General features: G+C 73.5%; 24 protein-coding genes. 9 read left to right on the top strand and 15 right to left on the bottom strand.

What is annotated here, in order from left to right:
* The first annotated feature begins 8 nt into the window (after positions 1-8).
* A complete protein-coding gene (gene pflB, locus ACXJKA_RS06145) occupies positions 9-2282 on the top strand; it encodes a formate C-acetyltransferase (protein ID WP_456824294.1) in 2274 nt (757 codons plus the stop codon).
* A 5-nt stretch (positions 2283-2287) separates the two neighbouring features.
* Complete coding sequence (pflA, locus tag ACXJKA_RS06150) at positions 2288-3154, top strand: pyruvate formate-lyase-activating protein (protein WP_456824295.1); 867 nt, start codon at positions 2288-2290, stop codon at positions 3152-3154.
* Here pflA and ACXJKA_RS06155 read toward each other — a convergent pair.
* The 5 genes from ACXJKA_RS06155 to ACXJKA_RS06175 form a co-directional block, all read right to left on the bottom strand.
* Positions 3151-5280 (bottom strand): 3-hydroxyacyl-CoA dehydrogenase NAD-binding domain-containing protein, encoded by a 2130-nt coding sequence (locus tag ACXJKA_RS06155; RefSeq protein ID WP_456824296.1) that lies wholly within the window; start codon positions 5278-5280, stop codon positions 3151-3153. The genes pflA and ACXJKA_RS06155 overlap by 4 nt on opposite strands.
* Positions 5277-6542, bottom strand: a complete 1266-nt coding sequence (locus ACXJKA_RS06160; protein WP_456824297.1) for a thiolase family protein — start codon at positions 6540-6542, stop codon at positions 5277-5279. The genes ACXJKA_RS06155 and ACXJKA_RS06160 overlap by 4 nt, the downstream gene beginning before the upstream one ends.
* Positions 6543-6666: 124 nt before the next feature.
* Positions 6667-7950: an HRDC domain-containing protein gene (locus ACXJKA_RS06165; RefSeq protein WP_456824298.1), complete on the bottom strand. Its 1284-nt coding sequence runs from the start codon at positions 7948-7950 to the stop codon at positions 6667-6669.
* A gap of 110 nt (positions 7951-8060) precedes the next feature.
* On the bottom strand, positions 8061-8579 hold the full coding sequence (locus tag ACXJKA_RS06170; RefSeq protein ID WP_456824299.1) for a helix-turn-helix transcriptional regulator: 519 nt from the start codon (positions 8577-8579) through the stop codon (positions 8061-8063).
* Between the two features lie 71 nt (positions 8580-8650).
* On the bottom strand, positions 8651-9235 hold the full coding sequence (locus ACXJKA_RS06175; RefSeq protein ID WP_456824300.1) for a DUF3000 domain-containing protein: 585 nt from the start codon (positions 9233-9235) through the stop codon (positions 8651-8653).
* 246 nt (positions 9236-9481) lie between these two features.
* Here ACXJKA_RS06175 and gndA point away from each other — a divergent pair, with 246 nt between their 5' ends.
* Both gndA and ACXJKA_RS06185 read left to right on the top strand, forming a co-directional pair.
* Positions 9482-10936, top strand: coding sequence for an NADP-dependent phosphogluconate dehydrogenase (gndA, locus tag ACXJKA_RS06180; RefSeq protein WP_456824301.1), 1455 nt, complete (start codon positions 9482-9484; stop codon positions 10934-10936).
* A complete protein-coding gene (locus ACXJKA_RS06185; protein ID WP_456824302.1) occupies positions 10933-12168 on the top strand; it encodes a carboxylate--amine ligase in 1236 nt (411 codons plus the stop codon). The genes gndA and ACXJKA_RS06185 overlap by 4 nt, the downstream gene beginning before the upstream one ends.
* Positions 12169-12201: 33 nt before the next feature.
* Here the strand turns inward: ACXJKA_RS06185 and ACXJKA_RS06190 are convergent, their stop codons facing one another.
* Complete coding sequence (locus ACXJKA_RS06190) at positions 12202-13326, bottom strand: sensor histidine kinase (protein ID WP_456824303.1); 1125 nt, start codon at positions 13324-13326, stop codon at positions 12202-12204.
* Positions 13323-13982, bottom strand: a complete 660-nt coding sequence (locus tag ACXJKA_RS06195; protein WP_456824304.1) for a response regulator transcription factor — start codon at positions 13980-13982, stop codon at positions 13323-13325. Before ACXJKA_RS06195 ends, ACXJKA_RS06190 begins: the two co-directional genes overlap by 4 nt.
* 172 nt (positions 13983-14154) lie before the next feature.
* Here ACXJKA_RS06195 and ACXJKA_RS06200 point away from each other — a divergent pair, with 172 nt between their 5' ends.
* The 4 genes from ACXJKA_RS06200 to ACXJKA_RS06215 are packed head-to-tail and all read left to right on the top strand — an operon-like array spanning position 14155 to position 17694.
* Complete coding sequence (locus ACXJKA_RS06200; RefSeq protein WP_456824305.1) at positions 14155-14757, top strand: hypothetical protein; 603 nt, start codon at positions 14155-14157, stop codon at positions 14755-14757.
* A 2-nt stretch (positions 14758-14759) separates the two neighbouring features.
* On the top strand, positions 14760-15806 hold the full coding sequence (locus ACXJKA_RS06205) for a peptidoglycan-binding protein (RefSeq protein ID WP_456824306.1): 1047 nt from the start codon (positions 14760-14762) through the stop codon (positions 15804-15806).
* Positions 15803-16495 carry an ABC transporter ATP-binding protein gene (locus ACXJKA_RS06210; RefSeq protein ID WP_456824307.1) on the top strand — a complete coding sequence of 231 codons (693 nt, stop codon included), beginning with the start codon at positions 15803-15805 and terminating at the stop codon, positions 16493-16495. The genes ACXJKA_RS06205 and ACXJKA_RS06210 overlap by 4 nt, the downstream gene beginning before the upstream one ends.
* Positions 16492-17694, top strand: a complete 1203-nt coding sequence (locus tag ACXJKA_RS06215) for an ABC transporter permease (protein ID WP_456824308.1) — start codon at positions 16492-16494, stop codon at positions 17692-17694. The genes ACXJKA_RS06210 and ACXJKA_RS06215 overlap by 4 nt, the downstream gene beginning before the upstream one ends.
* A gap of 51 nt (positions 17695-17745) precedes the next feature.
* Here ACXJKA_RS06215 and ACXJKA_RS06220 read toward each other — a convergent pair whose 3' ends face one another.
* The 8 genes from ACXJKA_RS06220 to ACXJKA_RS06255 are packed head-to-tail and all read right to left on the bottom strand — an operon-like array spanning position 17746 to position 25069.
* Positions 17746-18231, bottom strand: a complete 486-nt coding sequence (locus ACXJKA_RS06220; protein ID WP_456824309.1) for a hypothetical protein — start codon at positions 18229-18231, stop codon at positions 17746-17748.
* Positions 18228-19022: a dihydrofolate reductase family protein gene (locus ACXJKA_RS06225; RefSeq protein WP_456824310.1), complete on the bottom strand. Its 795-nt coding sequence runs from the start codon at positions 19020-19022 to the stop codon at positions 18228-18230. Before ACXJKA_RS06225 ends, ACXJKA_RS06220 begins: the two co-directional genes overlap by 4 nt.
* A 10-nt stretch (positions 19023-19032) precedes the next feature.
* On the bottom strand, positions 19033-20229 hold the full coding sequence (gene cobA, locus ACXJKA_RS06230; RefSeq protein WP_456824311.1) for a uroporphyrinogen-III C-methyltransferase: 1197 nt from the start codon (positions 20227-20229) through the stop codon (positions 19033-19035).
* Entirely contained in the window at positions 20226-21665 is a 1440-nt protein-coding gene (locus ACXJKA_RS06235) for a sulfate adenylyltransferase subunit 1 (RefSeq protein ID WP_456824312.1), read from the bottom strand. Before ACXJKA_RS06235 ends, cobA begins: the two co-directional genes overlap by 4 nt.
* On the bottom strand, positions 21665-22573 hold the full coding sequence (cysD, locus tag ACXJKA_RS06240; protein ID WP_456824313.1) for a sulfate adenylyltransferase subunit CysD: 909 nt from the start codon (positions 22571-22573) through the stop codon (positions 21665-21667). The genes ACXJKA_RS06235 and cysD overlap by 1 nt, the downstream gene beginning before the upstream one ends.
* Positions 22570-23259 (bottom strand): phosphoadenylyl-sulfate reductase, encoded by a 690-nt coding sequence (locus ACXJKA_RS06245; RefSeq protein ID WP_456824314.1) that lies wholly within the window; start codon positions 23257-23259, stop codon positions 22570-22572. Before ACXJKA_RS06245 ends, cysD begins: the two co-directional genes overlap by 4 nt.
* Positions 23256-23414, bottom strand: coding sequence for a hypothetical protein (locus ACXJKA_RS06250; RefSeq protein WP_456824315.1), 159 nt, complete (start codon positions 23412-23414; stop codon positions 23256-23258). The genes ACXJKA_RS06245 and ACXJKA_RS06250 overlap by 4 nt, the downstream gene beginning before the upstream one ends.
* Complete coding sequence (locus ACXJKA_RS06255) at positions 23411-25069, bottom strand: nitrite/sulfite reductase (protein WP_456824316.1); 1659 nt, start codon at positions 25067-25069, stop codon at positions 23411-23413. The genes ACXJKA_RS06250 and ACXJKA_RS06255 overlap by 4 nt, the downstream gene beginning before the upstream one ends.
* Positions 25070-25418: 349 nt before the next feature.
* Here ACXJKA_RS06255 and zapE point away from each other — a divergent pair, with 349 nt between their 5' ends.
* Complete coding sequence (gene zapE, locus ACXJKA_RS06260) at positions 25419-26453, top strand: cell division protein ZapE (protein ID WP_456824317.1); 1035 nt, start codon at positions 25419-25421, stop codon at positions 26451-26453.

The raw sequence follows: 26453 nt of genomic DNA on the forward strand, positions 1-26453 counted from the left end.
AGCACGAGATGTCCACCAGCACCCTGTCCGCCAGCCAGCGCCACGAGTCAGGCGCGAACCCCGCGTGGTACGGCTTCGCCACGGGACCGTGGACGGACCGGATCGACGTGCGGGACTTCATCCAGCGCAACTACACGCCGTACACCGGTGACGCGGACTTCCTCTCTGGCCCGACCGACCGCACGACCGCTCTCTGGGGGCGGCTGACGGCCATGTTCCCGGCGGAGCGTGCCCGCGGCGTCTACGACATCGACCCGCACACGCCCTCGTCGATCACCTCGCACGAGCCCGGCTACATCGACCGTCACCACGAGCTGATCGTCGGCCTGCAGACCGACGCGCCGCTCAAGCGCGCGATCATGCCCAACGGTGGCTACCGGATGGTCGAGAAGGCGCTGGAGACGTATGGCGTCGCGCCCGACCCGATCGTCGGCGAGATCTTCACCAAGTACCGCAAGACCCACAACGACGGCGTGTTCGACGTCTACCCGCCCGCCGTCCGGGCAGCGCGTTCCGCGCACCTCATCACGGGCCTGCCGGACGCCTACGGCCGTGGCCGGATCATCGGCGACTACCGCCGCGTCGCGCTGTACGGCGTCGACGCGCTCATCGCGGCCAAGCGCGAGGACCGCGCCGACCTGGACCGCGAGCGCTCGTCCGAGCACGTCATCCGGGACCGCGAGGAGAACGCCGAGCAGATCCGGGCCCTGCAGGAGCTCAAGGTCATGGCCGCGTCCTACGGCTACGACATCTCGGGTCCCGCGGCGACGGCGCGCGAGGCCGTCCAGTGGCTCTACTTCGCCTACCTGGGCGCGGTGAAGGAGCAGAACGGCGCGGCGATGTCGCTGGGCCGCACCTCGACCTTCCTCGACGTCTACCTGCAGCGCGACCTCGAAGCCGGCTCCCTCACCGAGCAGGACGCGCAGGAGCTCATCGACGACCTGGTCATCAAGCTCCGCATCGTGCGCTTCCTGCGCACGCCCGAGTACGACGAGCTGTTCTCCGGCGACCCGACGTGGGTCACCGAGGCCATCGGCGGGATGGGTGAGGACGGGCGGCCGCTGGTCACCAAGAACTCGTTCCGCTACCTCCAGACGCTCTACAACCTGGGTCCGGCGCCCGAGCCGAACCTCACCGTGTTCTGGAGCGACCGCCTGCCCGCCGGGTTCAAGCGCTTCTGCACGCAGGTCTCGATCGACACGTCCGCGCTGCAGTACGAGTCGGACGACCTGATCCGCGACTCGTGGGGTGACGACGCGGCGATCGCCTGCTGCGTCTCCCCGATGCGGGTGGGCAAGCAGATGCAGTTCTTCGGCGCGCGGGTCAACCTGGCCAAGGCGCTCCTCTACGCGATCAACGGCGGTCGCGACGAGCTGACGGGCAAGCAGGTGGCCCCGCCGGCGGCGGCCGTCGTGGGTGACGTGCTCGACTACGACGACGTCGTCGCCAAGCTGGACGGGACGCTCGACTGGCTGGCGGAGACGTACGTCGACGCGCTCAACTGCGTGCACTTCATGCACGACAAGTACGCGTACGAGCGCCTCGAGATGGCCCTGCACGACCGCGAGATCCTGCGGACGATGGCGTGCGGCATCGCCGGCCTGTCCGTCGTCGCCGACTCGCTCTCGGCCATCAAGCACGCCCAGGTGCGCCCGGTGCGGACCGTCGACGGGCTCGTCACCGAGTACGAGGTCGAGGGCGACTTCCCGACCTACGGCAACGACGACGACCGTGCCGACGACATCGCCGTGTGGCTGGTGCAGACCTTCATGGCCAAGCTCCGCACGACGCCGACGTACCGCGAGGCGCTGCACACGCAGTCCGTGCTGACCATCACCTCCAACGTCGTCTACGGCAAGTCCACCGGGTCGACGCCCGACGGACGCCGGGCCGGGCAGCCGTTCGCCCCTGGCGCCAACCCCATGAACGGGCGCGACGCCCACGGGATGCTCGCCTCGGCGCTCTCCGTGGCGAAGCTGCCCTACGCCGAGGCGATGGACGGGATCTCGCTGACCTCGTCCGTCGTCCCGGCAGGGCTCGGACGGACCCGCGAGGAGCAGGTGACCAACCTGGTCGGGCTGCTCGATGCCTACACGATGTCGTCGGGGTACCACCTCAACGTCAACGTGCTGAACCGCGAGACGCTCGAGGACGCCATGGAGCACCCGGAGGACTACCCGCAGCTCACCATCCGGGTGTCGGGGTACGCCGTGAACTTCGTGCGGCTCACGCGTGAGCAGCAGCTCGACGTGCTCTCGCGGACGTTCCACGGCTCGGTGTGAGCGAGATGACGACGGTCCAGGCGGACGTGCCGGCATCGATGCCGACCGTCCGCCTGGGCCTGCCCCGGGCGCGGGCCGGCACGGACGGCCTGTCCACGGTCGAGCTCGACCACTCGGCCAAGATGGCCGCGGTGCGGGCGGGCGCCCTCGGCTCGGTCCACTCCTGGGAGCTCGTCACGGCCGTCGACGGGCCGGGCACGCGGCTCACGGTCTTCCTGGCCGGGTGCCCGCTGCAGTGCCTGTACTGCCACAACCCCGACACCATGCAGATGCGCCGGGGGACCGACGTCACCGCGAACGAGATCCTGGCGCGCGTCGCGCGGTACCGGACGGTGTTCGCGGCGACCGGCGGCGGGCTCACGATCTCCGGCGGCGAGCCCTTGATGCAGCCGGCGTTCGTCCGGACGCTGGTGCGGGGCGCGAAGGCGATGGGCGTGCACACCACGATCGACACGTCCGGGTTCCTGGGCTCGCAGTGCACCGACGAGATGCTCGACGACGTCGACCTCGTGCTCCTCGACATCAAGTCCGGCCTGCCGGACACCTACCGCCGGGTCACCGGGCGCGCGCTGCAGCCCACGCTCGACTTCGGCCGCCGGCTGCGCGAGCGCGGCACCCGGACGTGGGTGCGGTTCGTGCTGGTGCCCGGCCTGACCGACGCCCCGGAGAACGTCGAGGCGGTGGCTGACCACGTCGTGGCGCTGGGCCCCGTCGTCGACCGCCTGGAGGTCCTGCCGTTCCACCAGATGGGCCGGGACAAGTGGGACGACCTGGGGATGCGCTACGAGCTGGGAGACACCAGACCCCCGACCCCGGAGGCCGTCGAGCGCGTGCGCGCGACGTTCCGGGACCGGGGGCTGGCCGTGTACTAGGCGCTCGGGACGTTCGCCACGCCGTCGGGCAGGATCCGACGGCCCAGCACGCGGTCGGAGTAGCCCGTGCGGTCGAGGTACGGCGTGAGCCCACCGAGGTGGAAGCCCCAGCCCGCGCCCAGGATCATGCAGAGGTCGATCTGCTGCGGGGTGGCAACGACGCCCTCCTCCAGCATGTGCCCGACCTCGACCGTGAGGGCGGTGAGCACGCTGTCGAGCACGCCGGCCTCGTCGAGCGGGGTGCCTGCGGCCGCCTCGGTGAACACGGCCTGGATGGCCGGGTCGACCGGCTTGGGCAGCCCCTTGGCCTTCGCGGGCAGCACGACGGTCGTGCCGTCGGCCACGAGCTTCTCCAGGCCGGGGGAGCGCGGGAACCGATCGCCCAGCTCCTCGCGCAGCGACGTGAGCACGTGCAGGCCCACGGCGGGACCGACCAGGTCGAACAGCTCGAACGGCGGCATCGGCAGCCCGAGGGGGCGCAGCGCGCGGTCCGCGACCTCGACCGGTGTGCCCTTCTCGACCGCGTCGACGATCACGCCGAGCAGCAGCACGAGCAGGCGGTTGACGACGAAGCCCGGGCGGTCCGCCACGAGCACGGCCGTCTTGCGCAGCTTGGCCGCGACGGCGAATCCGGTGGCCAGCGCCTCGAGAGACGTGTGCTCGGCCTGCACGACCTCGACCAGCGGCATCGCGGCCACGGGGTTGAAGAAGTGCAGCCCGACGACGCGCTCGGGGTGCTGCAGGTCAGCGGCCATGGCTGAGACAGACAGGGCGGAGGTGTTCGTCGCGAGGATGGCCGTCGGGGAGATGACCGTCTCCAGCTCGGCGAAGACCTTCTTCTTCAGGTCGAGGATCTCCGTGACCGCCTCGATGACGAGATCGCACGACGCGAACTCGGCCAGGTCCGTCGTGCCGTGGATCGACCCGAGCAGACGGGACGCGGCGGACTCGCTCATCCGGCCCGTCGACGTCAGGCGTTCGACGGAGGACCGCACGGCGGCCAGGCCCTTGTCGACGCGCTCCTGGTCGAGGTCGCGCATGACGACCGGCACGCCCAGGCGCTGCGCGAAGAGCATCGCGATCTGCGCGGCCATGAGGCCGGCGCCGACGATCCCGACCCGCGTGACCGGCTGCGCGAGCGACCGGTCGGGTGCCCCGACAGGCTTCTTGCCGCCGGAGACGAGGCCGAACGCGTAGATCGACGCCCGCATCTCGTCGCTCATGATGAGGTCGGCGAGCGCCTCGTCCTCGGCGGCGAAGGCCTCGGCGCGCGACGCCGTGCGGGCGTCGGCCACCAGGTCGAGAGCGCGGTACGGCGCCGGACGCGAGCGGTTGATCACCGCGTCGAGGCGCTGGCGCGCGGCGGCGACGACGCCGTCCCAGACCTCGGCGGAGTCGAGCTCGCGCCGCGCGACGACGACCTCGCCGGTCACCACGCGGGCGGCCCAACGGATCGACTCCTCGAGGAAGTCGGCCGGGTCGAGGACGACGTCCATGAGGCCGATCTGGGCGGCCTCCTGGGCGGCGAACGGCTTGTTGGCCGCGGGTCGCGTGAGGATGACGTCGAGCGCCTTCTCGACCCCGACGAGCCGGGGCACGATGTACGCGCCGCCCCAGCCCGGGACCAGCCCGAGGCCGGTCTCGGGCAGCGCGAGCGCGCGGACGTCGGAGGCGACCGTGCGGTAGTCGCAGTTCAGCGCCAGCTCGAGGCCGCCGCCCAGGGCGACGCCGTTGACGAACGCGAACGTCGGGACGCCCATCGTGTGCAGCAGCTCGTAGGCCGCGTGCCCGCCGCGGCCGAGGCCGAGGGCGACGTCGCGGCCGGCGATGGTGCCGATCTGGGTGAGGTCGGCGCCGGCGGCCAGGTAGTACGGCTTGCCGGTGACGGCGACGGCGGCGATCTCGCCGGCCGCGACGCGCTTCTGCACGGCAGTGAGCGTCACGGTCAGCTCCGCGATGCCCTGCGCGCCGAACGTGGTCGGCTTGGTGTGGTCCAGACCGTTGTCGATGGTGACGAGCGCGAGCGTGCCGGCTCCGCCGGGCAGGGTGACGTCGCGGGCGATCGCGTGCGAGACCCGCTCGGGTCGCGTGGTGGTGGCTGTGCTCGCTGTGCTCTTTGTGCTCACTTGCGCTCCCCCTCGAGGGCCTCGTAGTCGGCGTGGTGCGGGTTCTCCCAGATGACGGTCCCGCCCTGGCCCAGTCCCACGCACATGGTGGTCAGGCCGTAGCGGACGTCCGGGTTCTCCTCGAACTGGCGGGCCAGCTGCGTCATCAGGCGCACGCCCGAGGAGGCCAGCGGGTGGCCCACGGCGATCGCGCCGCCGTACTGGTTGACGCGCGGGTCGTCGTCGGCGATGCCGAACGCGTCGAGGAAGGAGAGCACCTGGACCGCGAACGCCTCGTTGATCTCGAACAGGCCGATGTCCTCGATGGACAGGCCTGCGCGGTCGAGCGCCTTGACCGTGGCCGGCACCGGGCCGATGCCCATGATCTCCGGCTCCACGCCGGCGTAGGCGAACGACACCATCCGCATGCGGGTGGGCAGACCCAGCTCGGCGGCCGTGTCCTCCGCGGCGAGCAGGCAGGACGCGGCACCGTCGGTGAGCGGCGCGGCGGTGCCGGCGGTCACGCGACCGCCCGCGCGGAACGGCGTCGGAAGCTTCCGGATCGCCTCGACGGTGGTGCCGGGACGCGGCGGCTCGTCGGCCGTCGCCAGGCCCCAGCCGTTCTCCGGGTCGCGCAGCGCCACGGGGACCAGGTCGGGCTCGATCTTGCCGGCGGCCAGCGCGGCGGCGTACTTGTCCTGGCTGGCGACGCCGTACGCGTCGGCCCGCTCGCGCGTCAGCGCGGGGAACTTGTCGTGCAGGTTCTCGGCCGTGACACCCATGTTGAGGGCGTCGTTGGCCACCAGGCGCTCGGACAGGAACCGGGGGTTCGGGTCGGCGTCGAAGCCCATCGGGTGGTGGCCCATGTGCTCGACGCCGCCGGCGAGCGCGACGTCCTGCGCCCCGACGCCGATCGCGGCGGCGGTGTTGGTCACCGCGGTCATGGCGCCGGCGCACATGCGGTCGATCGCGTAGCCGGGGACGGACCGGGGGAGCCCGGCCAGGACGCCGACCGTGCGGCCGAGCGTCAGGCCCTGGTCGCCCTGCTGCGTGGTCGCGGCGATGGCGACCTCGTCGATGCGCTCCGGGGGGAGCTCGGGGTGGCGGCGCAGGAGCTCGCGGACGGTCTTGACCGACAGGTCGTCGGCGCGCGTGTGGGCGTACAGCCCGTCCTTGCGCGCGCGGCCGAACGGGGTGCGGACCCCGTCGACGAAGACGACGCGCCGGACGAGGGCGGCGGGCCGGGCGGATTGGGCGGCAGGCCGCAACGAATTCGTGGGCATCGAGCCTCCAGGGGCGGGACGGCGGTGTCCGACGAGCTCGCAGCAGCGGGCCCGCGACGGTCGACGCTACCCGGGTGAGCCCGGGCGGTGCCAGCCGTAAGTTACCGAAGAGTAACACCGGCGCTCAGTCGCGCGGGAGGGCCTCGAACGTGTCGGCCAGCCGCTGCGCGACGAGTTCGATCTGCCACGGCCGGGCCCCGCCGGCGCGCAGGAATCCGGCGATCCCGTCGGCGTCCAGGTCCTCGGGCGGTGTCCAGCACAGCCGGCGCAGCAGGTCGGGCTGCAGCAGGTTCTCGGCGGGAACGTCGTGGGTGCTCGACAGGTCGGCGACCACCTCGCGGGCGGCGACCAGGCGGGCGGCCGCGGCCGGGTCCTTCTCCGCCCAGGCGCGTGGCGGCGGCGGCGCGTCGCTCTTGGGCCCGCGTACCGAAGGGAGCTGGTCGTCCGGCGTCGCCAGGCCGCGGTCGATCGCCTGCTGCCAGAGGGCGGCCCGGCGACGGGTGCCCTTGCCGGCGAACGCGGGCAGGGCGGTCAGCGCGGCCAGCGACCCGGGCAGGGCCTGCGCGGCGGCGACGATCGCGTGGTCCGGCAGCACGCGGCCGGGGGAGATGTCGCGGGTGCGCGCGTTCTGGTCGCGCGTGAGCCACAGCTCGCGGACCACCGCCAGCCGGCGGGCGTCGCGGATGGCGTGCAGTCCGGAGACGCGGCGCCAGGGCTCGACCCGGGGCGGGGGCGGTGCGGCGGTGCGCACGGCCTCGAACTCCTGCGCGGCCCACTCGGCCTTGCCCGCGACGGCAAGCCGCTCGGCCAGCACCTCGCGCAGCTCGACCAGCACCTCGACATCGAGCGCGGCGTAGCGCAGCCACTCGGTGGGCAGCGGGCGCGTGGACCAGTCGACCGCCGAGTGCTCCTTGGCGAGCCCGAGCCCGAGGGCGTCCGCGACGACCGCAGCCAGCCCGACCCGCTCGAGCCCGAGCAGGCGCGCGCCGAGCTCGGTGTCGAACACGCGGCTGGGCTTCATGCCTTGCTCCGCCAGCCCCGGCAGATCCTGCGAGGCGGCGTGCAGCACCCACTCGACGCCGACCAGCGCGTCGGACAGCGACGAGAGGTCGGGGACGGCGATGGGGTCGATGAGCGCGGTGCCGGCGCCCTCGCGCCGGATCTGGACCAGGTACGTGCGCTGTCCGTAGCGGTAGCCGGAGGCCCGCTCGGCGTCGACGGCCACCGGACCGGTGCCCGCGCCGAACGCCGCGACCACGGCCGCGAGGGCCTCCGGGGTCTCGACCACGGGCGGGATGCCGTCGGCCGGCTCGGTGAGCATGACGACCTCGGCGGCCGCGTCGGCCTCGGGGGTCGGCGGCGGCACAGTGTCCCCGGCGGGGGCGCCGGGGGTCGCCTCAGGTCGCATGGGACCACGGTAAGCGACGACCCGGACGCATCTGCGCAGGCCGCGCGGGCGGCGCGTACTTCTGTCGGGGGGTCGTCCGTACGCCCGCCGTGCCAGGCCGGGCGGGCCCGTCAGGCGAGGACGCCGCCGCGGATCGAGATCGCGACCAGCTCGGCGCGGTCGCCCGTGCCCAGCTTGCGGGAGATGCGGGCCAGGTGGCTCTTGACCGTGAGTGCGGACAGGCCGAGGTCCTCACCGATGAGGCGGTTCGTGCGGCCGTCCGCGACCAGGCGCAGGACGCTGATCTCCCGGGCGGTGAGCTCGGGCAGGGGCGGCGGCGCGGCGGCGACCACGGCGGTGCGCGGCAGGCTCTGCGCGACGGCGCCGGCGACGACGCCGCGCAGCCCGCCCTGCAGGAGGACGCTGAGCTCCGGACGGCTGGCGCGACGCGTCAGCACGACGACGCGCGGCGCACCGCGACGGCGCAGGTTGCGGACCAGCAGGGCGCCGTCTCCGTCGGCCACCTCGGTGACGACCACGCACATCTGCTGGGTCGACGGGGGCGACACCGTCCGGGAGGTCGGCACACCGGCCCGCAGCCCGGGCCGCCGTACCGGGGCCACGTCTCGTCGCAGGGGCTCGATGGTCACGTGCCAGTCATCGGCATCGTGGCGCGTCGACTTGAGGTGGAAGTTGCGACCTGGCCCCCCCGGACCTCCGGTCAGCGCCTCGGCCCGAGGGCGACGACGCCGTCGGGCAGGGGTTCGAGGCCGGCCGCGGTGCACAGGAGCGTGCCCCAGGCCTGCAGGTGAGGCCCGAGATCCTCGTCGGCCGCGGTCCAGGACGCGCGGATCTCGAGCTCGGTCTGCTCAGAACGCCGCTCGAGGGCGCCGAAGGACTGGGAGAGCACGCGGGTCACGGTCCCGCCGGCCGCGTGGGCGTCCAGCCCGGACTCCTCCAGGGCGTCCGTGAACCACGTCCACGCCACCTCGGCGAGCAGCGGGTCCGCACCGACCTCGGCCTCCAGCGTCGCGCGCACGAGCGTGACCAGGCGGAAGTGGCCGTCCCAGGCCTCCTGGCCCGCCGGGTCGAAGAGGACGACGAACCGGCCGGACGCGAGCTCCTCCGCGGCCACCGAGCGTCGGGCCGTCCGGACCTCGGCGGTGAGTGCCGCCGAGAAGGGTGCGATGCGCGCCGGACCGGGCACCTCGTCGAGGATGACCTCCGGGCGGACGGTCACCCGGCGGAGCGAGCGCAGCGCACTGACGAACTCGACCGGGACGTCCTCAGGACCAGCGGGTGTCACGCAGTGGAGCGTACGCACGGCAGTCGCTGAACGGGTGTCCGGCACGCCGCCGCCGACGCGCGGGGCTGCCCGTCTCGCCGTCCGGCACACCTCTGTGGTCCGCGGCGCACCGGACTAGGCTGACCCGCGCACCCAGCACCCCCGGACGTCGCCCCACCCGACCTGCGCCTGCACGTGCCCCGCACCTGCTCGTCGCCGTCGCGGCCGCGGCGCGTGCCGGCCGTCGATAGAAGGAGCACTCCCCGCATGGTCGCCTCAGGAACCGCCACCGGAACCGCGCAGATCGGCGTCACGGGGTTGGCGGTGATGGGCCGCAACCTCGCCCGCAACTTCGCGCGCAACGGCTACACGGTGGCCATCCACAACCGCTCCTACGCGAAGACCGAGTCGCTCGTGGCGGACCACGGCGACGAGGGCGCGTTCGTGCCGTCCGAGTCGGTCGAGGACTTCGTCGCGTCGCTGGCCAAGCCCCGCAAGATCGTCGTCATGGTCAAGGCCGGCGGCCCCACCGACGCGGTCATCGACGAGCTCGTGCCCTTCCTGGAGGAGGGCGACATCGTCGTCGACGCCGGTAACGCGCACTTCCCCGACACGATCCGGCGCGAGGCCGCCCTGCGCGAGAAGGGGCTGCACTTCGTCGGCTCCGGCGTCTCGGGCGGCGAGGAGGGCGCGCTGCTCGGCCCGTCGATCATGCCCGGCGGCACCAAGGAGTCGTACGAGTCGCTCGGCCCCATCCTCGAGAAGATCTCGGCCAAGGTCGACGGCGTGCCGTGCTGCACGTACATCGGGCCCGACGGTGCCGGTCACTTCGTGAAGATGGTGCACAACGGCATCGAGTACGCCGACATGCAGCTCATCGCGGAGGCGTACGACCTGCTGCGCCAGGGGCTGGGTGCCTCGGCCGCGGAGATCGGCCAGATCTTCGCCGAGTGGAACACGGGCGACCTCGAGTCGTTCCTCATCGAGATCACCGCGGACGTCCTGCAGCACGTCGACGCCGAGACGGGCTCGGCGTTCGTCGACATCGTGCTCGACCAGGCGGAGCAGAAGGGCACCGGCCGCTGGACCGTGCAGAACGCGCTGGACCTGGGTGTGCCCATCACGGGGATCGCGGAGGCGACGTTCGCGCGCGCCCTGTCCGGCTCGGTCCCGCAGCGCACCGCCGCCCTCGGCATCCTGCCGGCGCACACGACCCCGTGGGACGTGACCGACCGCGACGGCTTCATCGAGGACGTCCGGCTCGCGCTGTACGCGTCCAAGGTGGTCGCGTACTCGCAGGGCTTCGACCAGATCGCCGCCGCGAGCGCCGAGTTCGGCTGGGACATCGACCGCGGGGCCATGGCCCGCATCTGGCGCGGGGGCTGCATCATCCGCGCGCGCTTCCTCAACCGCATCACCGAGGCGTACGAGCGGGACGCCCACCTGCCGCTGCTGCTCGCCGACGAGTACTTCACGGGCGCGGTCGGCAACGGCGTCGAGGCGTGGCGCCGGATCGTCGCGGGGGCCGCGCTGCACGGCGTGCCCACGCCCGCGTTCTCGTCGTCGCTGTCGTACTACGACGGCGTCCGCGCCGAGCGGCTGCCCGCCGCGCTGATCCAGGCGCAGCGCGACTTCTTCGGCGCGCACACCTACCGGCGCACGGACAAGGACGGCACCTTCCACACGCAGTGGTCGGGCGACCGTACCGAGCAGCCCGCGTGAGCGGGACGCCGCTGCAGCCCGTCATCCTCGGCGCCGACATCGGCGTGTACGCCCTGGCCCGGTCGTTCCACGAGGCCTACGGCGTCAGGTCCGTCGTCGTGGCCGGCGCGGCGCTCGGTCCGGTCGCGCACTCGCGGATCGTGCGGCACGAGATCGTCGCCGACGGGCACGACCCCCGCCAGCTCGTGGACCGGCTGGTCGCGGTCGCGCAGGGGATGCCCGACAAGCGTCTGCTGCTCATGGCGAACTCGGACTGGCTGGTCCGCGTCGTCGTGCAGCACCGGGCGCTGCTCGAGCAGTACTACGTGGTCCCGTTCCTGTCGGAGCACCTGCTCGACCGGATCTCCGACAAGGCGACGTTCGCGGAGATCTGCACCGAGCTCGGCATCTCGGTGCCGCGCACGATCGTGCAGGAGTTCTCCGGCGGCTCGTCCTGGGAGGCCGCCCCGGTCGACCTCGACTACCCGCTGATCGCCAAGGCGGCCAGCAGCGCGGACTACCAGGACATCGAGTTCGAGGGCAAGAAGAAGGTCTTCGAGATCGCGACGCCCGACGAGCTGGCGCGGCTCTGGACCTCGCTGCGGGAGGCCGGCTTCCACGGGCGGTTCGTCGTCCAGGAGCTCGTGCCGGGCGACGACACGCAGATGCGGTCGATCACGGCGTACGTCGACACGCACGGCGAGATCACCCTGCTCTGCTCGGCGCACGTGCTGCTCGAGGAGCACACGCCGTCGGGGCTGGGGAACCCGGCGGCCATGATCACCACGCGCGACGACGCCATGCTCGAGCAGGCGCGGACGTTCCTCGCCTCGACCGGGTACCGCGGGTTCGCCAACTTCGACGTCAAGGTGGACCCGCGCACCGGCCAGTCCCGGTTCTTCGAGGTCAACCCGAGAATCGGGCGGAACAACTACTACGTGACCGCGGCGGGGGCCAACCCCATGCGTTTCGTGGTCGAGGACGCCGTCGAGGGTCGGTCGGTGCCGCCGGTCGTCGTGGAGAAGGAGATCCTCTACTCCGTCGTGCCCCACCGCCTGCTGCTCCGCTACGTCCGCGACCCGCAGCTCGCCGCGTGGGTCCGTCGGCTGGTCAAGGCGAAGGCCGTGGCGCGTCCGCTCGAGTACCGCGGGGACCTGTCGCCGCGCCGCCGGCTGTACGTCTGGATGGCGCTTGTCAACCAGGTGCGCAAGTTCCGGCGGTACTACCCCGAGGTGACGTCGACAGGGTTCTGACGATGCCCGGTGACCGACCGTCTGCCGGGTCGGTCACCGTGCCGGCAGGGACAGCTCGGCCACCAGCCCGCCGTCCGGTCGGGGGGTGAGGACCAGAGTCCCGCCGTGATGGTCGGCGACCGCCCGCACCACCGAGAGGCCGAGCCCGACGCCGCCGTCCGTCGCGGTCCGGTCGGCGGCCGCCCGTCGGAACGGCAGGACGAGGTCCGCCGCGGACTCGGGCGGCACGGGCGGACCGGTGTTCTCGACGACCAACCGCGCGCCGGCCGGCTCGGCGGTCAGCCGGACCGCGACCCGGCCGTGCGGCACGTTGTGCTGCGCTGCGTTGTCGACGAGGTTCGCCACGGCGCGGCCGAGCAGCACGGGCTCGCCCGGCACGGTCACGGGCGCGAGACGGACGTCCCACGTGAGCCCGTCGTCGGAGGCGCGCACCTGCTCGACGGCATCGGCGACCGCCGCCCGCAGGTCCACAGGGACCGGCGGCCCCGTCGCCTCGCCCGACTGCGCGCGGGCGAGCACGAGCAGCGCGTCGATGGTCCGCGCCGCCCGACGGCTCTGCTCCAGCGCCGTCGTCGCCGCGGCGCGCAGCTCGCCGGCGTCGGCGTCGGGGTCGGCCAGAGCGACGTCGAGGGCTACCTGCTGGTTGGCCAAGGGAGTGCGTAGCTCGTGCGACATCGTGGCGACGAGCCTGCGCTCGGAGGTCACCGTGCTCTGCACGCGGGCGAGGAGGGCGTCGAACGTGTCGGCCAGGGCGCGCAGCTCGTCGCGAGGCCCGCCGAGCGCGATGCGCTCGTCGAGCGAGTCCGCGGAGATGCGCTGCGCGCGCGCCGTGATGGTGTGCACCGGCGCGAGAACGCGACCCGCGACCAGCCAGCCGATCCCCACCGACGCGAGCGTCACGAGGAGGAGCGCGAGCCACGAGTTGCGCACGAGCTGCGCCATCGTCGAGCCCACGATCTCGTCGCGGAACTGGACCACCGCGGGCCCGGGCATCGGGACGTTGCCGCCAGGCAGCGTGTGGCTGGTGACGCTGACGGACCGGTTCTGGTCCTGCGTGACCAGGCCGTAGACGAGCGCGAGCAGGACCGCGCCCGAGACGGCCACGATCAGCGTGTAGAAGAGCGTCAGCCGCCAGCGCACGCTCAGCGACCGCCTCACGCGATCACCCGGTATCCGGCGCCACGGAGCGTCTCCACGAGCGGCGGGTCGCCCAGCTTGCGGCGCAGCCCGACCATGGTGACGCGGACGGCGTTGGTGAACGGGTCGGCGTTCTCGTCCCAGACCCGGTCGAGCAGCGCTTCGGCCGACACGACGGCGCCCTCGGCCCGCACGAGCTCGACGAGGACGCCGTACTCCTTGAGCGTGAGGTCGACCGGCCGGCCGGCGCGCGTCACGGCCCGGCGTGCGACGTCCACCCGCAGCGGGCCCGCCTGCAGCACCGGAGGCTGGGCGGGCGCCGTGCGACGAGCGAGGGCTCGCACTCGGGCGAGCAGCTCGGCGAACGCGAACGGCTTGGCGAGGTAGTCGTCCGCGCCGAGCCCGAAGCCGTCGACCTTCTGCTGGAGGCCGCCGGCCGCGGTGAGCATGAGGATCCGTGCCGGCGACCCGGCGGCCACCAGCGTCCGGCACACGTCGTCGCCGTGCACCACGGGCAGGTCCCGGTCCAGGAGCACGACGTCGTACGGGTTGAGCGCCGCCAGCTCGAGGGCGGTGCCGCCGTCCATGGCGACGTCGGCGGCGTAGCCCGCCCGGCGCAGACCGCGCGCGAGCGCGTCGGCCATGACCTCCTCGTCCTCGGCCACGAGCACCCGCACGACGCGCCTCCGTCCCGGCCCCGCACGCCGGTGCCGTCCCGCGCAGGATCGGCCCCACCGTGTTCAGCCAGCGTAAGGGCCGGGACCATGCGGGGTCCGGGAGCCAACGCTGCCCGAACGCCCGCCGCGGTGGTCTGGTCACGTCCGCTGACCGACGACGAGGAGCACGACGATGTCCATCCTTCGATCCGCACCGCACCGTCGCGGGCGGGCGGCGCTCGCGGGCGCGTGCCTGCTCGGCGCCCTGACCGCGTGCACGTCGCCGACGTCCGAGTCGGCACTGCCCCGGGCCACCGGCGCGGCGAGCGCCGAACCCACGGCGTCGCCCTCCGCGTCGTCGCTGGACCCGGACGAGGCGATGCTGCAGTTCGCCCGCTGCATGCGCGACCACGGCGTCGACGTGCCCGACCCCGACCACGGACGCGTGACCGTCGACGGGAGCGGGGTGTCGCCGGAACAGCTGGACGACGCGGAGCAGGCCTGCGAGAAGTGGCAGCAGATGGCGGAACCGCAGGACGGCGGCACGCCGCTGACCGCCGAGCAGAAGCAGGCGTTCCTCGACCAGGCGCAGTGCATGCGGGACCGAGGCTGGAACGTGTCCGACCCGACGTTCGAGGGTGGACGGGTCGAGCAGCAGTTCAAGCGCGGATCCGAGGAGGGCCCGGGCGATCCCGCGCCGGGTGACCCGAGGTTCGAGAAGGACCTGCAGGAGTGCGCCGACGAGGCGGGCATGGAGCTGCCGGACGAGGCCGTCACGCAGCGGGACGGGCAGTGATCATGCGCGCCCCACACCGACGGACCGCCCCCGCCGTGCTCGTGCTGCTGCTCGGCGGCGTGATGGCCGGCTGCGGGACCCCGAGCGCGCCCGCCGCGGACCCGTCGGCCTCGCCCACGTGGAGTACCGAGACGGTGACCCGATCGGACCTCACGTCCACCACCGCCGCCGGCGGTGAGCTCGGGCACGGCACCACCACCGAGCTGGCCGGGCGCACGGCCGGCACCCTGACCTGGGTCGCGCCCGTCGGGTCGACGGTCGCGGACGGACAGACGCTGTACGCGGTCGACACCCGGCCGGTCGTCCGGCTCACGGGTGCCGTCCCGGCGTGGCGCGACCTCGGCCCGTCCGTCGCGGACGGCACCGACGTCCGCCAGCTCGAGCAGGCGCTCAGCGACCTCGGGTACATGGCCGGCCTCGATCTGACCGTCGACGACGACTGGACGGCGGTCACGACGACGGCGGTGACGCGGTGGCAGAAGGCGCTCGGCGTCGCGCAGACCGGCACCGTGGGCGTCGGCGACGCCGTGTTCACGCCCGACGACGTGCGCGTCGTCGACCACCTGGCCGACCTCGGCGCCCTGGTCGAGCCCGGTGCGCCCGTGCTGGGCGTCGGTGCGACCCGGCAGGTCGTCACGGCCGCGCTGCGCACCAGCCAGGCCGCGCTGGCCCCGGTCGGTGGCACGGCCCGACTCACGCTGCCCGACGGCACGACGACGGTCGGGACGATCACCGCCGCGGAGGTCGTCACCGTGGACGAGAAGCAGCAGCTGTCGGTGACGATCGCGCCCGCCGACACGACGCTCGACGGCCTCGCCGAGGGCACCCCCGTGGACGTCGGGCTCGACCAGACCGTGGCGACCGACGTGCTGGTGGTCCCGGTCACCGCACTGGTGGCGCTCGCCGACGGGGGGTACGGCGTGCAGAAGGTGCTGGACGACGGCGGTACGCAGTACGTCCCGGTGTCCACCGGCGCGTTCGCGGGCACGTCCGTCGAGATCTCCGGCGACGACGTCGCCGAGGGCGACGTGCTGGTGGTGACCCCGTGAGCGTCCTGGACCTGCGCGGCGTCACGAAGACGTACGGCACCGGCGTGGCGGCACTGACGGTGCTGCACGACGTCGACCTCGTCATCGAGGAGGGCGACCACATGGCCGTCGTCGGGCCGTCCGGCTCGGGCAAGTCGACGTTGCTGCACGTCATGGGTGCCCTCGACCGTCCGACCACGGGCCGGGTCCGGTTCGGCGGCGACGACGTGACGGCCCTGTCCGACGCCGCGCTGTCGAGGGTCCGGGCGGTCCGGCTCGGGTTCGTGTTCCAGCAGTTCTTCCTGCTGGACGGCCGGTCGGCGCTCGAGAACGTGGCCGACGGGCTCCTCTACCAGGGCGTCCGCCGTCCCGAGAGGCTGCGGCGCGCGCGCGAGGCGCTGGACCGGGTCGGCCTGGGCGACCGGGTGCGGCACACGCCCACGGAGCTGTCGGGCGGCGAGTGCCAGCGCGTGGCCGTGGCCCGCGCCCTCGTGCACGGGCCGCAGATCCTGCTGGCCGACGAGCCGACCGGCAACCTGGACCAGGCGTCGGGCGCGGCGGTGCTGGAGCTGTTCGACTCGTTGCACGCCGACGGCGCGACGATCGTGGTCGTCACGCACGACGAACGGATCGCCGGGCGGCTTCCCCGCGTGGTCTCGATGCGCGACGGTCGCGTGGAGCACGACACGTGCCCGGGGGTGGCGCGATGACGCGGATCGACACGGCCGTGCGCCGCATGGCTCTCGTCGACCGGCTGCGGCTGGGCGCTCGCGGGCTCACGGTCCGCCCGGGCCGCACCGCGCTGTCAGCGCTCGGCATCGCGATCGGGATCACGGCGCTCGTCGGGGTGCTCGGGCTCTCGGAGTCGTCGCGCGCCGAGCTGCGCGCCCAGCTCGACGCGCTCGGCACGAACCTGCTCACGGTCGCGCCCGGGCAAGGGCTGCTGGGCGACGACGCGACGTTGCCCGACGAGTCGGTCGAGATGATCGACCGCGTGCCGACCGTGACGGCGGCAGCGGCCGTCCGGGCCGTCGACGCCACCGTGCGCCGCTCCGACCGGGTCCCCGAGAGCCAGACGAGCGGGATCTCCCTTGTGGCGGCCGACCTCGACCTGCCCACCGCGGTCGCCGCGACGGTCCGCGAGGGTCGCTGGCTCGACGGGGCGACGCAGCGGTATCCGGCGGTCGTGCTCGGCGCGACGGCCGCGCGGCGGCTGGCGATCGGTCCGCTCGGCGCCGGCATCGACGTGTCGATCGCCGGCCGGCCGTTCACCGTCGTGGGGATCCTCGACCCGGTGGTCCTCGCGCCCGAGCTCGACGAGGCGGCGCTCGTCGGGCTCCCCGTCGCGCAGACCCTCGTCGACGACGACCTGCCGCCGTCCGCCGTGTACGTGCGCGTCGACCCCGTTCAGCTGGTCGACACCCGCGCCGTGCTCGGGCGGACCGCCAACCCGGCCGCGCCCGACGAGGTGCAGGTGTCCCGCCCCTCCGACGCGCTCGCCGCCGGGGTCGTCGCCGACCGGTCGTTCACGCTCCTCGCGCTCGGGCTCGGCGCCGTCGCCCTGCTGGTCGGCGGCGTGGGCATCGCGAACGTCATGGTGGTCTCGGTGCTCGAGCGGCGCCGCGAGATCGGCGTGCGGCGGACGCTCGGCGCCACGCGCAGCTCGATCGGCGGGCAGTTCCTCGTCGAGTCGGCGCTGCTGTCCGCGCTCGGCGGGGTGGCCGGCGTCGTGCTCGGCGTCGTCGTGACCTGGGTGTTCGCCGCCGGCCAGGGGTGGGCTGTCATCGTCCCGTGGGGCCCCGTGGCGGCAGGGCTCGCGTGCGCGCTCGCCATCGGCTCCCTCGTCGGTCTCTACCCGGCGATGCGGGCGGCGCGGGTGCCGCCGACCGAGGCGCTGCGCACGGTATGAGTCCGGACACGACGAGGGCGGCACCCCGTGGGTGCCGCCCGACGCCGTAGGTCAGCCGATCTCGCTGGTGCCCGAGTACAGGTGCAGCACGGGAACCTGCAGCTCCTCGCGTGCGCGGGAGGCCCAGTCGCGGTGGAACGTGTCCTCGACCGCGTGCGGGTAGGTGACCACGGCGACCTCGAGGACGTCGCCGTCGGCGACCGCGGACTTGAGCGCGGGCAGCGGGTCGTCGTCGACGACGGAGCCGGTGGCCTCGCGGCCCGCGGCGACGAACGCGGCGACGCTGCCGGCCAGCTGCTCGTCCGCCGTGGCCTTCGCCTCGTGGGTCGACGGCTCCTTGCCCAGGGCGCGGTTCCACGCCTCCTTGAGCTCGCCGAGGCTGAGGTTGTCGATGATCGTGGAGACGAGCGGTCGGTCCGTGTCCGCCGGGACGAGGACGCGGTACGCGTACGTCTCGCCCTCGTGCAGGGCGAGCAGCTTCTCGACGTCGGCGCTGGCGAGGGTGTCCTCCGTGAGGACGATGATCGTGTCGGTCACGCGCCGAGCCTAGCCACCCGCCACCGTCCCAGCAGCACGCCGTCCGCGTGGAGCAGGTGCAGCGGCGCCAGCGCGCGGGGCGGCTCGAACCAGGTGGGCAGGTGCGTGATGCGCCCCACGGGTCCGCCGACCAGCTGCGGGCTCCACGTCAGGCAGAGCTCGTCGAGCAGGTCCGCGTCGAGCAGCTGGGCCAGCAGGGTCGGGCCGCCCTCGGCCAGGACGCGGACGAGCCCGCGGTCGGCCAGTGCCGCGACGACCGCGCGGGGATCGACGGCGCCGGGGACCCCGCCGTCCGCCACGACGACGTGGTCGGCGCCGATCCGCTCCCGCAGCGCGTCCAGGGACGGGCACGCGCCGGTGGTGAGCACGATCGGCGGGCGCTCGGCGTCGAGCAGCTCGGCGGGGAGCTCTCCCGAGGCCGTGACCACCGCGAGCTCGAGCGCCTCCGGCAGGCCGAGGGCGGTTCGCGCCGCCCGCAGCTCGACGGGGACCCCCAGCGCCGTGTAGCGCTCGCCCCGGGCCGTGCCGGCGCCGATGAGCACGACGTCCGCGAGCGCGCGCAGCACGCGGAACACCCGGAAGTCGGCCGGGCCGTTGATCGAGCCGCTCACGTGGTTCGCGCCCGTGGCCGCCCCGTCGAGCGTGGTCACCATGTTGGCGCGGACGTGCACGCCGGCGGCCGGTCCGTCGGCGAACAGCGCGAACAGCTCGGCCTCGTCGGGTCGCGGCTCGAGGCGCCGGGCGCTCGCGTCGAGGGGGAGCAGGACGTCGAGCGCGGGGAGGGCGGGCACGACCGCCAACCTAGGCCAGGACGTCCGCCAGTGCCGCGACGTCCCCGATGACCACGACCGCCGGGTTGCCGACGCCGCGCTCGCGCGCGCGGTCCGCGATGTCGGCCAGCGTGCCGACGGTGGTCCGCTGCCCGGGCAGGGTGCCGTTCTCGATGACCGCCGCAGGCGTGCCCGGGTCCTTGCCGTGCGCGAGCAGCTGGCGCGTGTGCGACGCCAGCTGCGCCACGCCCATAAGGAGCACGAGGGTGCCCTCGAGCCGCGCGAGCGTCGACCAGTCGGGGGCCGTGTCGTGCGCCGAGAGGATGGTGAGCTGCCGGGCCAGGCCGCGGTGCGTCACCGGGATGCCCGCGGCCGCGGGGACCGCGAGCGCGCTGGTCACGCCGGGCACGACGTCGACCTGCACCCCGGCCTCGAGGCAGGCGAGCACCTCCTCGCCGCCGCGGCCGAGCACGAACGGGTCGCCGCCCTTGAGCCGGACCACCCGGTGGCCGGCCCGGGCCCGCTCGACGAGGACGGCGTTGATCTCGGTCTGCGTGAGGGTGTGCGCGTGCGGGGACTTGCCCGCCTCGATGATCTCGACCGCGGGATCGAGCTCGGCCAGCAGCGCACGGGGGGCCAGGCGGTCGACGACGACGACGTCGGCCTCGGCCAGGGCGCGGCGCCCGCGGGTGGTGATGAGCCCGGGGTCGCCGGGCCCGCCGCCGACGAGGGTCACGCGGCCCGTCGACGGTCGGTGGTGGCGCAGGGGCAGCACGCCCGTGTCGAGCAGGAGCGCGATGGCGGACCGCAGCGCGGCGGCCCGGCGCGGGTCGCCGCCCGCGCCCACGGCCACCGTGACGTCGCCCGACCGCGCGACCGCGGGCGTCCATGCGGTCGACGCGCTCGCGTCGTCGGCCCGCACGCACCACAGGCGCGCGGCCTCGGCATCGGCCGCGACGGCGTCGTCGACCGCGCGCTCGCCCGAGGCGGTGTGGACCAGCCAGGCGCCGTCGAGGTCGGTGGCGAGGTAGTCGCGGGCGCGCCAGGTCACGCGGTTCGCGACGGCGAGCTCGGCGAGGTCCTCGCAGAGCGCGGGCGCCACGACCAGGACGTCGGCGCCGTCCTCGAGCAGGCGCGCGGCCCGTCGGGCTGCGACCGGGCCGCCGCCGACGACGACGACGCGCCGGCCGGTCACGTCGAGCAGCAGCGCGTGCTGCGGGGTGCTCATATCCCGGACCCGGCGAACCAGTCGTCGTCGTCCTGCGCCGGCGGCGCGGGGGTGAGCCGGTCCAGCAGGGTGGCGCCGATCATGCCCGCGGCGAGCGTGGTGCCGTCTGCCGGGTCGACCAGCAGGAAGCCGCCCGTGCGCCGGTGGGTGGCGTACTCGTCGAGGACGATCGGCTCCGCCAGCCGGATCTTGACGCGCCCGATCGCGTTGAGCGTGAGCGCGCGCGGCGGGATGTCGGAGGACGTGTCGGTGGCGTCGACCAGGTGCAGCGTGTCCACTCCGTCCCAGGCGTCGACCGTCAGGGTGTCGACGTCGAGCCGCGCGTTGACCTCCCGCAGGAGCGCGCGGACCGTGCGGGTGCCGACGCGGACCAGCAGGCGGGCGCCCAGGACGCTGCGCTTCTCCGCGAGCCAGCAGACGGTGCCGACGAGCTCGGTGCCGACCTCGACCGCGGCCGCGCTCGGCACGAGGACGTCGCCGCGGGCCACGTCGACGTCGTCGGCGAGCCGCAGCGTCACCGACTGGGGTGCGTGCGCCTCGGTCAGCGGCCCGTCGAACGTGTCGATCCCGACGACCGTGCTGCGCTTGCCGGACGGCAGGACGGTGATCTCGTCGCCGACCGACACGACCCCGGACGCGACCCGGCCCGCGTACCCGCGGTAGTCGGGGTGCTCCGCCGTGCGCGGCCGGATGACCACCTGCACCGGGAACCGGAACGGCTCGGACAGGGCGTCGCGGCCCACCGGCACCGATTCGAGGTGCTCGAGCAGCGTCGGGCCGTCGTACCAGGGCGTGCGCGTCGAGCGGTCCACCACGTTGTCGCCGGCGAGCGCCGACAGCGGGACGGCGGTGACGTCCTCGATGCCGAGGCTGAGCGCGTAGGCCGTGAACTCGTCGGCGATCGCGCGGAACGTCGCCTCGTCGAAGTCGACCAGGTCCATCTTGTTCACGGCGAGCACGACGTGCGGCACGCGCAGCAGGGCGGTGATCGTCGCGTGCCGGCGGGTCTGCTCGAGCACGCCCTTGCGGGCGTCCACCAGCACGATCGCGAGCTCGGCGGTCGAGGCGCCGGTGACCATGTTCCGGGTGTACTGCACGTGGCCCGGGGTGTCGGCGAGCACGAAGGCGCGCGTGGCCGTCGAGAAGTAGCGGTACGCCACGTCGATGGTGATGCCCTGCTCACGCTCGGCCCGCAGGCCGTCGGTGAGCAGCGCGAGGTCGACGTCGCCGCCGCCGCGCGCGAGGGTGGCCGCCTCCACGGCGCTCAGCTGGTCGGCCAGCACCGACTTCGTGTCGTACAGCAGGCGGCCGATCAGGGTGCTCTTGCCGTCGTCGACGGATCCCGCCGTGGCCAGGCGCAGGAGGTCCCGCGTCGCGTGCTCGGTCACGTGCGGGGTCTCCTCGGTCGGGGTCAGCTGGCTGGTCGGGGCGCCCATCAGAAGTAGCCCTCGCGCTTGCGGTCCTCCATGGCGGCCTCGGACGCGCGGTCGTCGGCACGCGTGGCACCGCGCTCGGTGAGGCGGCTGGCACCCACCTCGGCGATGACCTCGGGGATCGTCGACGCCTCGGACTCGACCGCACCGGTGCAGCTCATGTCCCCGACCGTCCGGTACCGGACGGTGCGGACCTGCAGCGTCTCGGTCAGGCGCGGGCCGCCCCAGTCTCCGGGCGCCAGCCACATGCCGTCGCGCAGGAACACCTCGCGCTGGTGCGAGTAGTAGATCGACGGCAGCTCGATCTGCTCGCGCTCGATGTAGCGCCATACGTCCAGCTCGGTCCAGTTGGACAGCGGGAAGACGCGCACGTGCTCGCCCAGCTTGTGGCGGCCGTTGTAGAGGTCCCACAGCTCGGGCCGCTGGCGTCGGGGGTCCCACTGGCCGAACTCGTCTCGCAGGGAGAACATGCGCTCCTTGGCGCGGGCCTTCTCCTCATCGCGGCGGCCGCCGCCGAACACCGCGTCGAACTTGTGCGCGGCGATGCCGTCCAGCAGCGGGACGGTCTGCAGCGGGTTGCGCGAGCCGTCGGCGCGCTCGACCACGCGGCCGTCGTCGATGGCGTCCTGCACGCTCGCGACGACGAGCCGCAGCCCGTGCTCGGCCACCACCCGGTCGCGGTACTCGATGACCTCGGGGAAGTTGTGCCCCGTGTCGACGTGCATGAGCGCGAACGGCACCGGGGCGGGCCAGAACGCCTTGCGGGCCAGGTGCAGCATGACGATCGAGTCCTTGCCGCCGCTGAACAGCAGCACCGGCCGCTCGAACTCGCCCGCCACCTCGCGCATGACGTGGATTCCCTCGGACTCCAGGGCGTCCAGCTGCGTGAGCGTCGTCGTCGAGCCCGTCATGTGTGCAACCCGCATTCGATCTTGGAGGTACCGGACCAGCGGCCCGCGCGCGGGTCCTCGCCGGGGGCGACGGCACGCGTGCACGGGGCGCAGCCGATGGAGGCGTAGCCGGCCTGGCGCAGCGGGTTGAGCACCACGTGGTGCTCGTCGACGTAGGCGTCCACGTCGGCCTGCGTCCACGCCGCGAGGGGGTTGAGCTTGACCTTGCCGCGCTTGGCATCCCAGCCGACGACCGTGATGTCGGTGCGCGTCGGGGCGTCCTCGCGGCGCATGCCGGTGACCCAGGCGGTGTACGGCTCCAGGCCGCGCTCGAGCGGCTCGACCTTGCGCAGGGCGCAGCACAGGTTCGGGTCCCGGTCGTGGAGCTTCTCGCCGTGGTCGGCGTCCTGCTCGGCGACGGTGCGCAGCGGCAGGATCGTGCGCAGCGAGATGTTCGTGAAGTCGGCGTAGTAGTCGCGCGTGCCCAGCGTCTCGGCGAAGTGGTAGCCGGTGTCGAGGAAGATCACGTCGATCCCCGGCACAGCCTCGGCGGCGATGTGCACCAGCACCTCGTCGCCCATCGACGACGCCAGGACCAGGTCCGTGCCGAACGTCTCGGCGGCCCAGCGGAGGATCTCCGCGGGGTGGGCGCCCTCGAGGTCGCGGCCCGCCTGCTCGGCGAGCTCCTGGAGGTCGGTGGTGATCATGAGCGCGCCACCAGCCCGACGAACTTCAGCGCGAACGCGCGGGTGCACGAGCGGCACTCCCACTGGCCGTGGGTCTCGCCGGCCGGCCAGAGGTCCTCGCTGGCGCAGAACGGGCAGTAGTAGGGGACGGCCCGCTCACCTGACGTCGCGCTCATCGCAGGTCCTCCTCGTCTGCCCGGTGCGCCCACTGGGCGAAGAGCTCGCCCTCGGTGCGCTGCTCGTCGAACTTGCGCGTGACGCGCTCGATGTAGTCGGGGAGCTCCTCGGCCGGGACACGCAGGCCGCGCAGCGTCTTCCCGAGCCCGCTGGTCAGCCCGAGGCCGCCGCCGAGGTGCACCTGGTACCCGTCCTCGCCGTTCGCCAGCGCGCCCTTGAGACCGATGTCGGCCGTCTGGATCCGGGCGCACGAGTTGGGGCAGCCGTTGAGGTTGATGGTGATCGGCTGGTCGAACGTCGGCAGGCGGCTCTCCAGCTCGCCGATCAGGTGCGTCGCGCGGGCCTTGGTCTCGACGATCGCGAGCTTGCAGAACTCGATGCCGGTGCACGCCATCGTGCCGCGGCGGAACGTGCTGGCGGTCCGGACGTGCAGCCCGGCGGCCTCGAGGCCGTCGACCAGCGCGTCGACCTTGCCGGGCGCGACGTCGAGGATGACCAGCTTCTGCTCGACGGTGAGGCGCACGCGGCCGGAGCCGGCGGCCTCGACCAGGTCGGCGACGGTGCCGAGCAGCTCGCCGGAGATGCGCCCGACGGTCGGCGCGACGCCGACGTAGAAGTTGCCGTCCTTCTGCGGGTGCACGCCGACGTGGTCGCGGCGGCCGGTGGGCGGCGGGGGCGGCGCGGGGCCGTCCGTCATCGTCCAGCCCAGGTACTCCGCCTCCAGCACCTGGCGGAAGAGCTCGGCGCCCCAGTCGGCGACGAGGAACTTCAGGCGGGCGCGCGTGCGCAGCCGGCGGTAGCCGTAGTCGCGGAAGATCCCGACGACGCCGGTCCAGACCTCCGGGACCTGGTCCAGCGTGACGAACGCGCCGAGCCGGACCCCGAGCTTGGGGTTGGTGGACAGCGCGCCGCCGACCCAGACGTCGAAGCCCGGGCCGAGCTCGGGGTGCACGACGCCGACGAACGCCACGTCGTTGATCTCGTGGGCGACGTCGTGGTGAGGGGAGCCGCTGATCGCGGTCTTGAACTTGCGCGGCAGGTTGGAGAACCGTGGGTCCCCGATGTAGTTGTCCGCGATCGCGCGGATGGCCGGCGTGCCGTCGATGATCTCGTCCGCGGCCACGCCTGCCACGGGGGAGCCGAGGATCACGCGAGGCGTGTCGCCGCAGGCTTCCTGCGTGCTCAGGCCGGTCGCCTCGAGCCGGCGCCAGATCTCCGGCACGTCCTCGATGCGGATCCAGTGCAGCTGGATGTTCTGCCGGTCGGTGATGTCCGCCGTGCCCCGGCCGAACTCGACCGAGATCTGCGAGATGACCCGCAGCTGCTCGAGGCTCAGCGCGCCGCCGTCGCAGCGCACGCGGAGCATGAAGAACTCGTCGTCCAGCTCGTGCGGCTCGAGCGTGGCCGTCTTGCCGCCGTCGATGCCGGGCTTGCGCTGCGTGTACAGCCCCCACCAGCGCATCCGTCCGCGCAGGTCCTCGGGCGCGATGCTGGCGAAGCCCTCGCGGGAGTAGACGGTCTCGATGCGCTCGCGGACGTTCAGGCCGTCGTCGTCCTGCTTGAACTGCTCGTTCCCGTTGAGGGGTTCACGCTGGCCGAAGGCCCACTGGCCCTCGGCACGAGCAGCGGGCGGGGCGATCCTGGTGTGCGCCATAGGGGCGTTATCTCCGGAAGAACGTGGACGTGCGCCTGCACCCACCGCTGGGGGAGCGGTTCTCTGGACGCAGACCGCGCGCCCGAGGGGACGAGGGGCGGGGTCAGTTGCTCCGCGGACAGCAGCACACGCACGGGTCCGCGACGACGGTGCACATGCACCGACACGAGAGGCGGAACCCGGGGGCGATCACCCGACGAGGTTGTCACGGGAGGGCGTGACGCGGGAGAGGGCGTCCGGATCATGAGATGTTCTGGTCGAAATGTGGGACGCGCGTCCAGAACGCGATAAGTGGACCGATCCGGTCGTGATTCGGAGCCGTCGCGAGCTCGACGTAGGCTGCTCGATCGTGACCTCCCCGGACGCCTCGAGCGGCGCCCCCAGCCTGACCGAGCGCCGACCGGTCGTCCCGCCGGACCGCCTGCTGGCCGAGCTCGTCCCGCCCCGCCACTTCGCCGACGAGTCCTTCGCGACGTACCGCCCTGACCCTGCGCACCCGTCGCAGGCGGCGGCCGTCGCCCGGCTGTCCGACGCGGCCGAGCAGATCCGGCGGGGACCGTCGCGCACGTGGCTGAAGCGCGGGAGATCGACGCCGGTCGCGATCTACCTCGACGGCGGGTTCGGCGTCGGCAAGACCCACCTGCTCACCTCGCTCGCGCACGCGGTCGGGGTTGCCGACGCCGCCTACGGCACCTTCGTCGAGTACACGAACCTGGTCGGCGCCCTCGGCTTCCTGCCGACGATCGAGGCGCTCGCCACCCGCCGGCTGGTCTGCATCGACGAGTTCGAGCTGGACGATCCCGGCGACACCGTCCTCATGTCCCGCCTGCTGCGTGAGCTCGCCGACCGTGGGGTCGCGCTCGCGGCCACGTCGAACACGCTGCCCGGCTCGTTGGGCGAGGGCCGGTTCGCCGCCGAGGACTTCCTGCGCGAGATCCAGGCGCTCGCGGCGCGGTTCGAGGTGCTCCGGGTGGACGGCGACGACTACCGCCACCGGTCCGTGGTGACGGATGCGGACGGGCTCTCGGAGCGGGCAGTGCGCGATGCCGCCGCCGCGCGCACCGACGCCACGCTCGACGACTTCGGCGACCTGCTCGCCCACCTGGCCACCGTGCACCCGAGCCGGTACGGCGCCCTGCTCGACGGCGTCGGGCTCGTCGCGCTGACCGGCGTGCAGCCCGTGCCCACCCAGGACGTCGCCCTGCGGCTCGTCGTGCTGGTGGACCGGCTCTACGACCGGGACGTCCCCGTGCTGCTCGGCGGCGCGGGCGAGCGGGACCTGTTCTCGCCCGAGATGCTCGCCGGCGGCTACCGCAAGAAGTACTACCGCGCGCTGTCGCGCCTCGGCTCGCTCGCCGCGGACGGCGCCGCGCTCGTCGCCTGA

The organism is Cellulomonas sp. P5_E12, assembly GCF_054049315.1.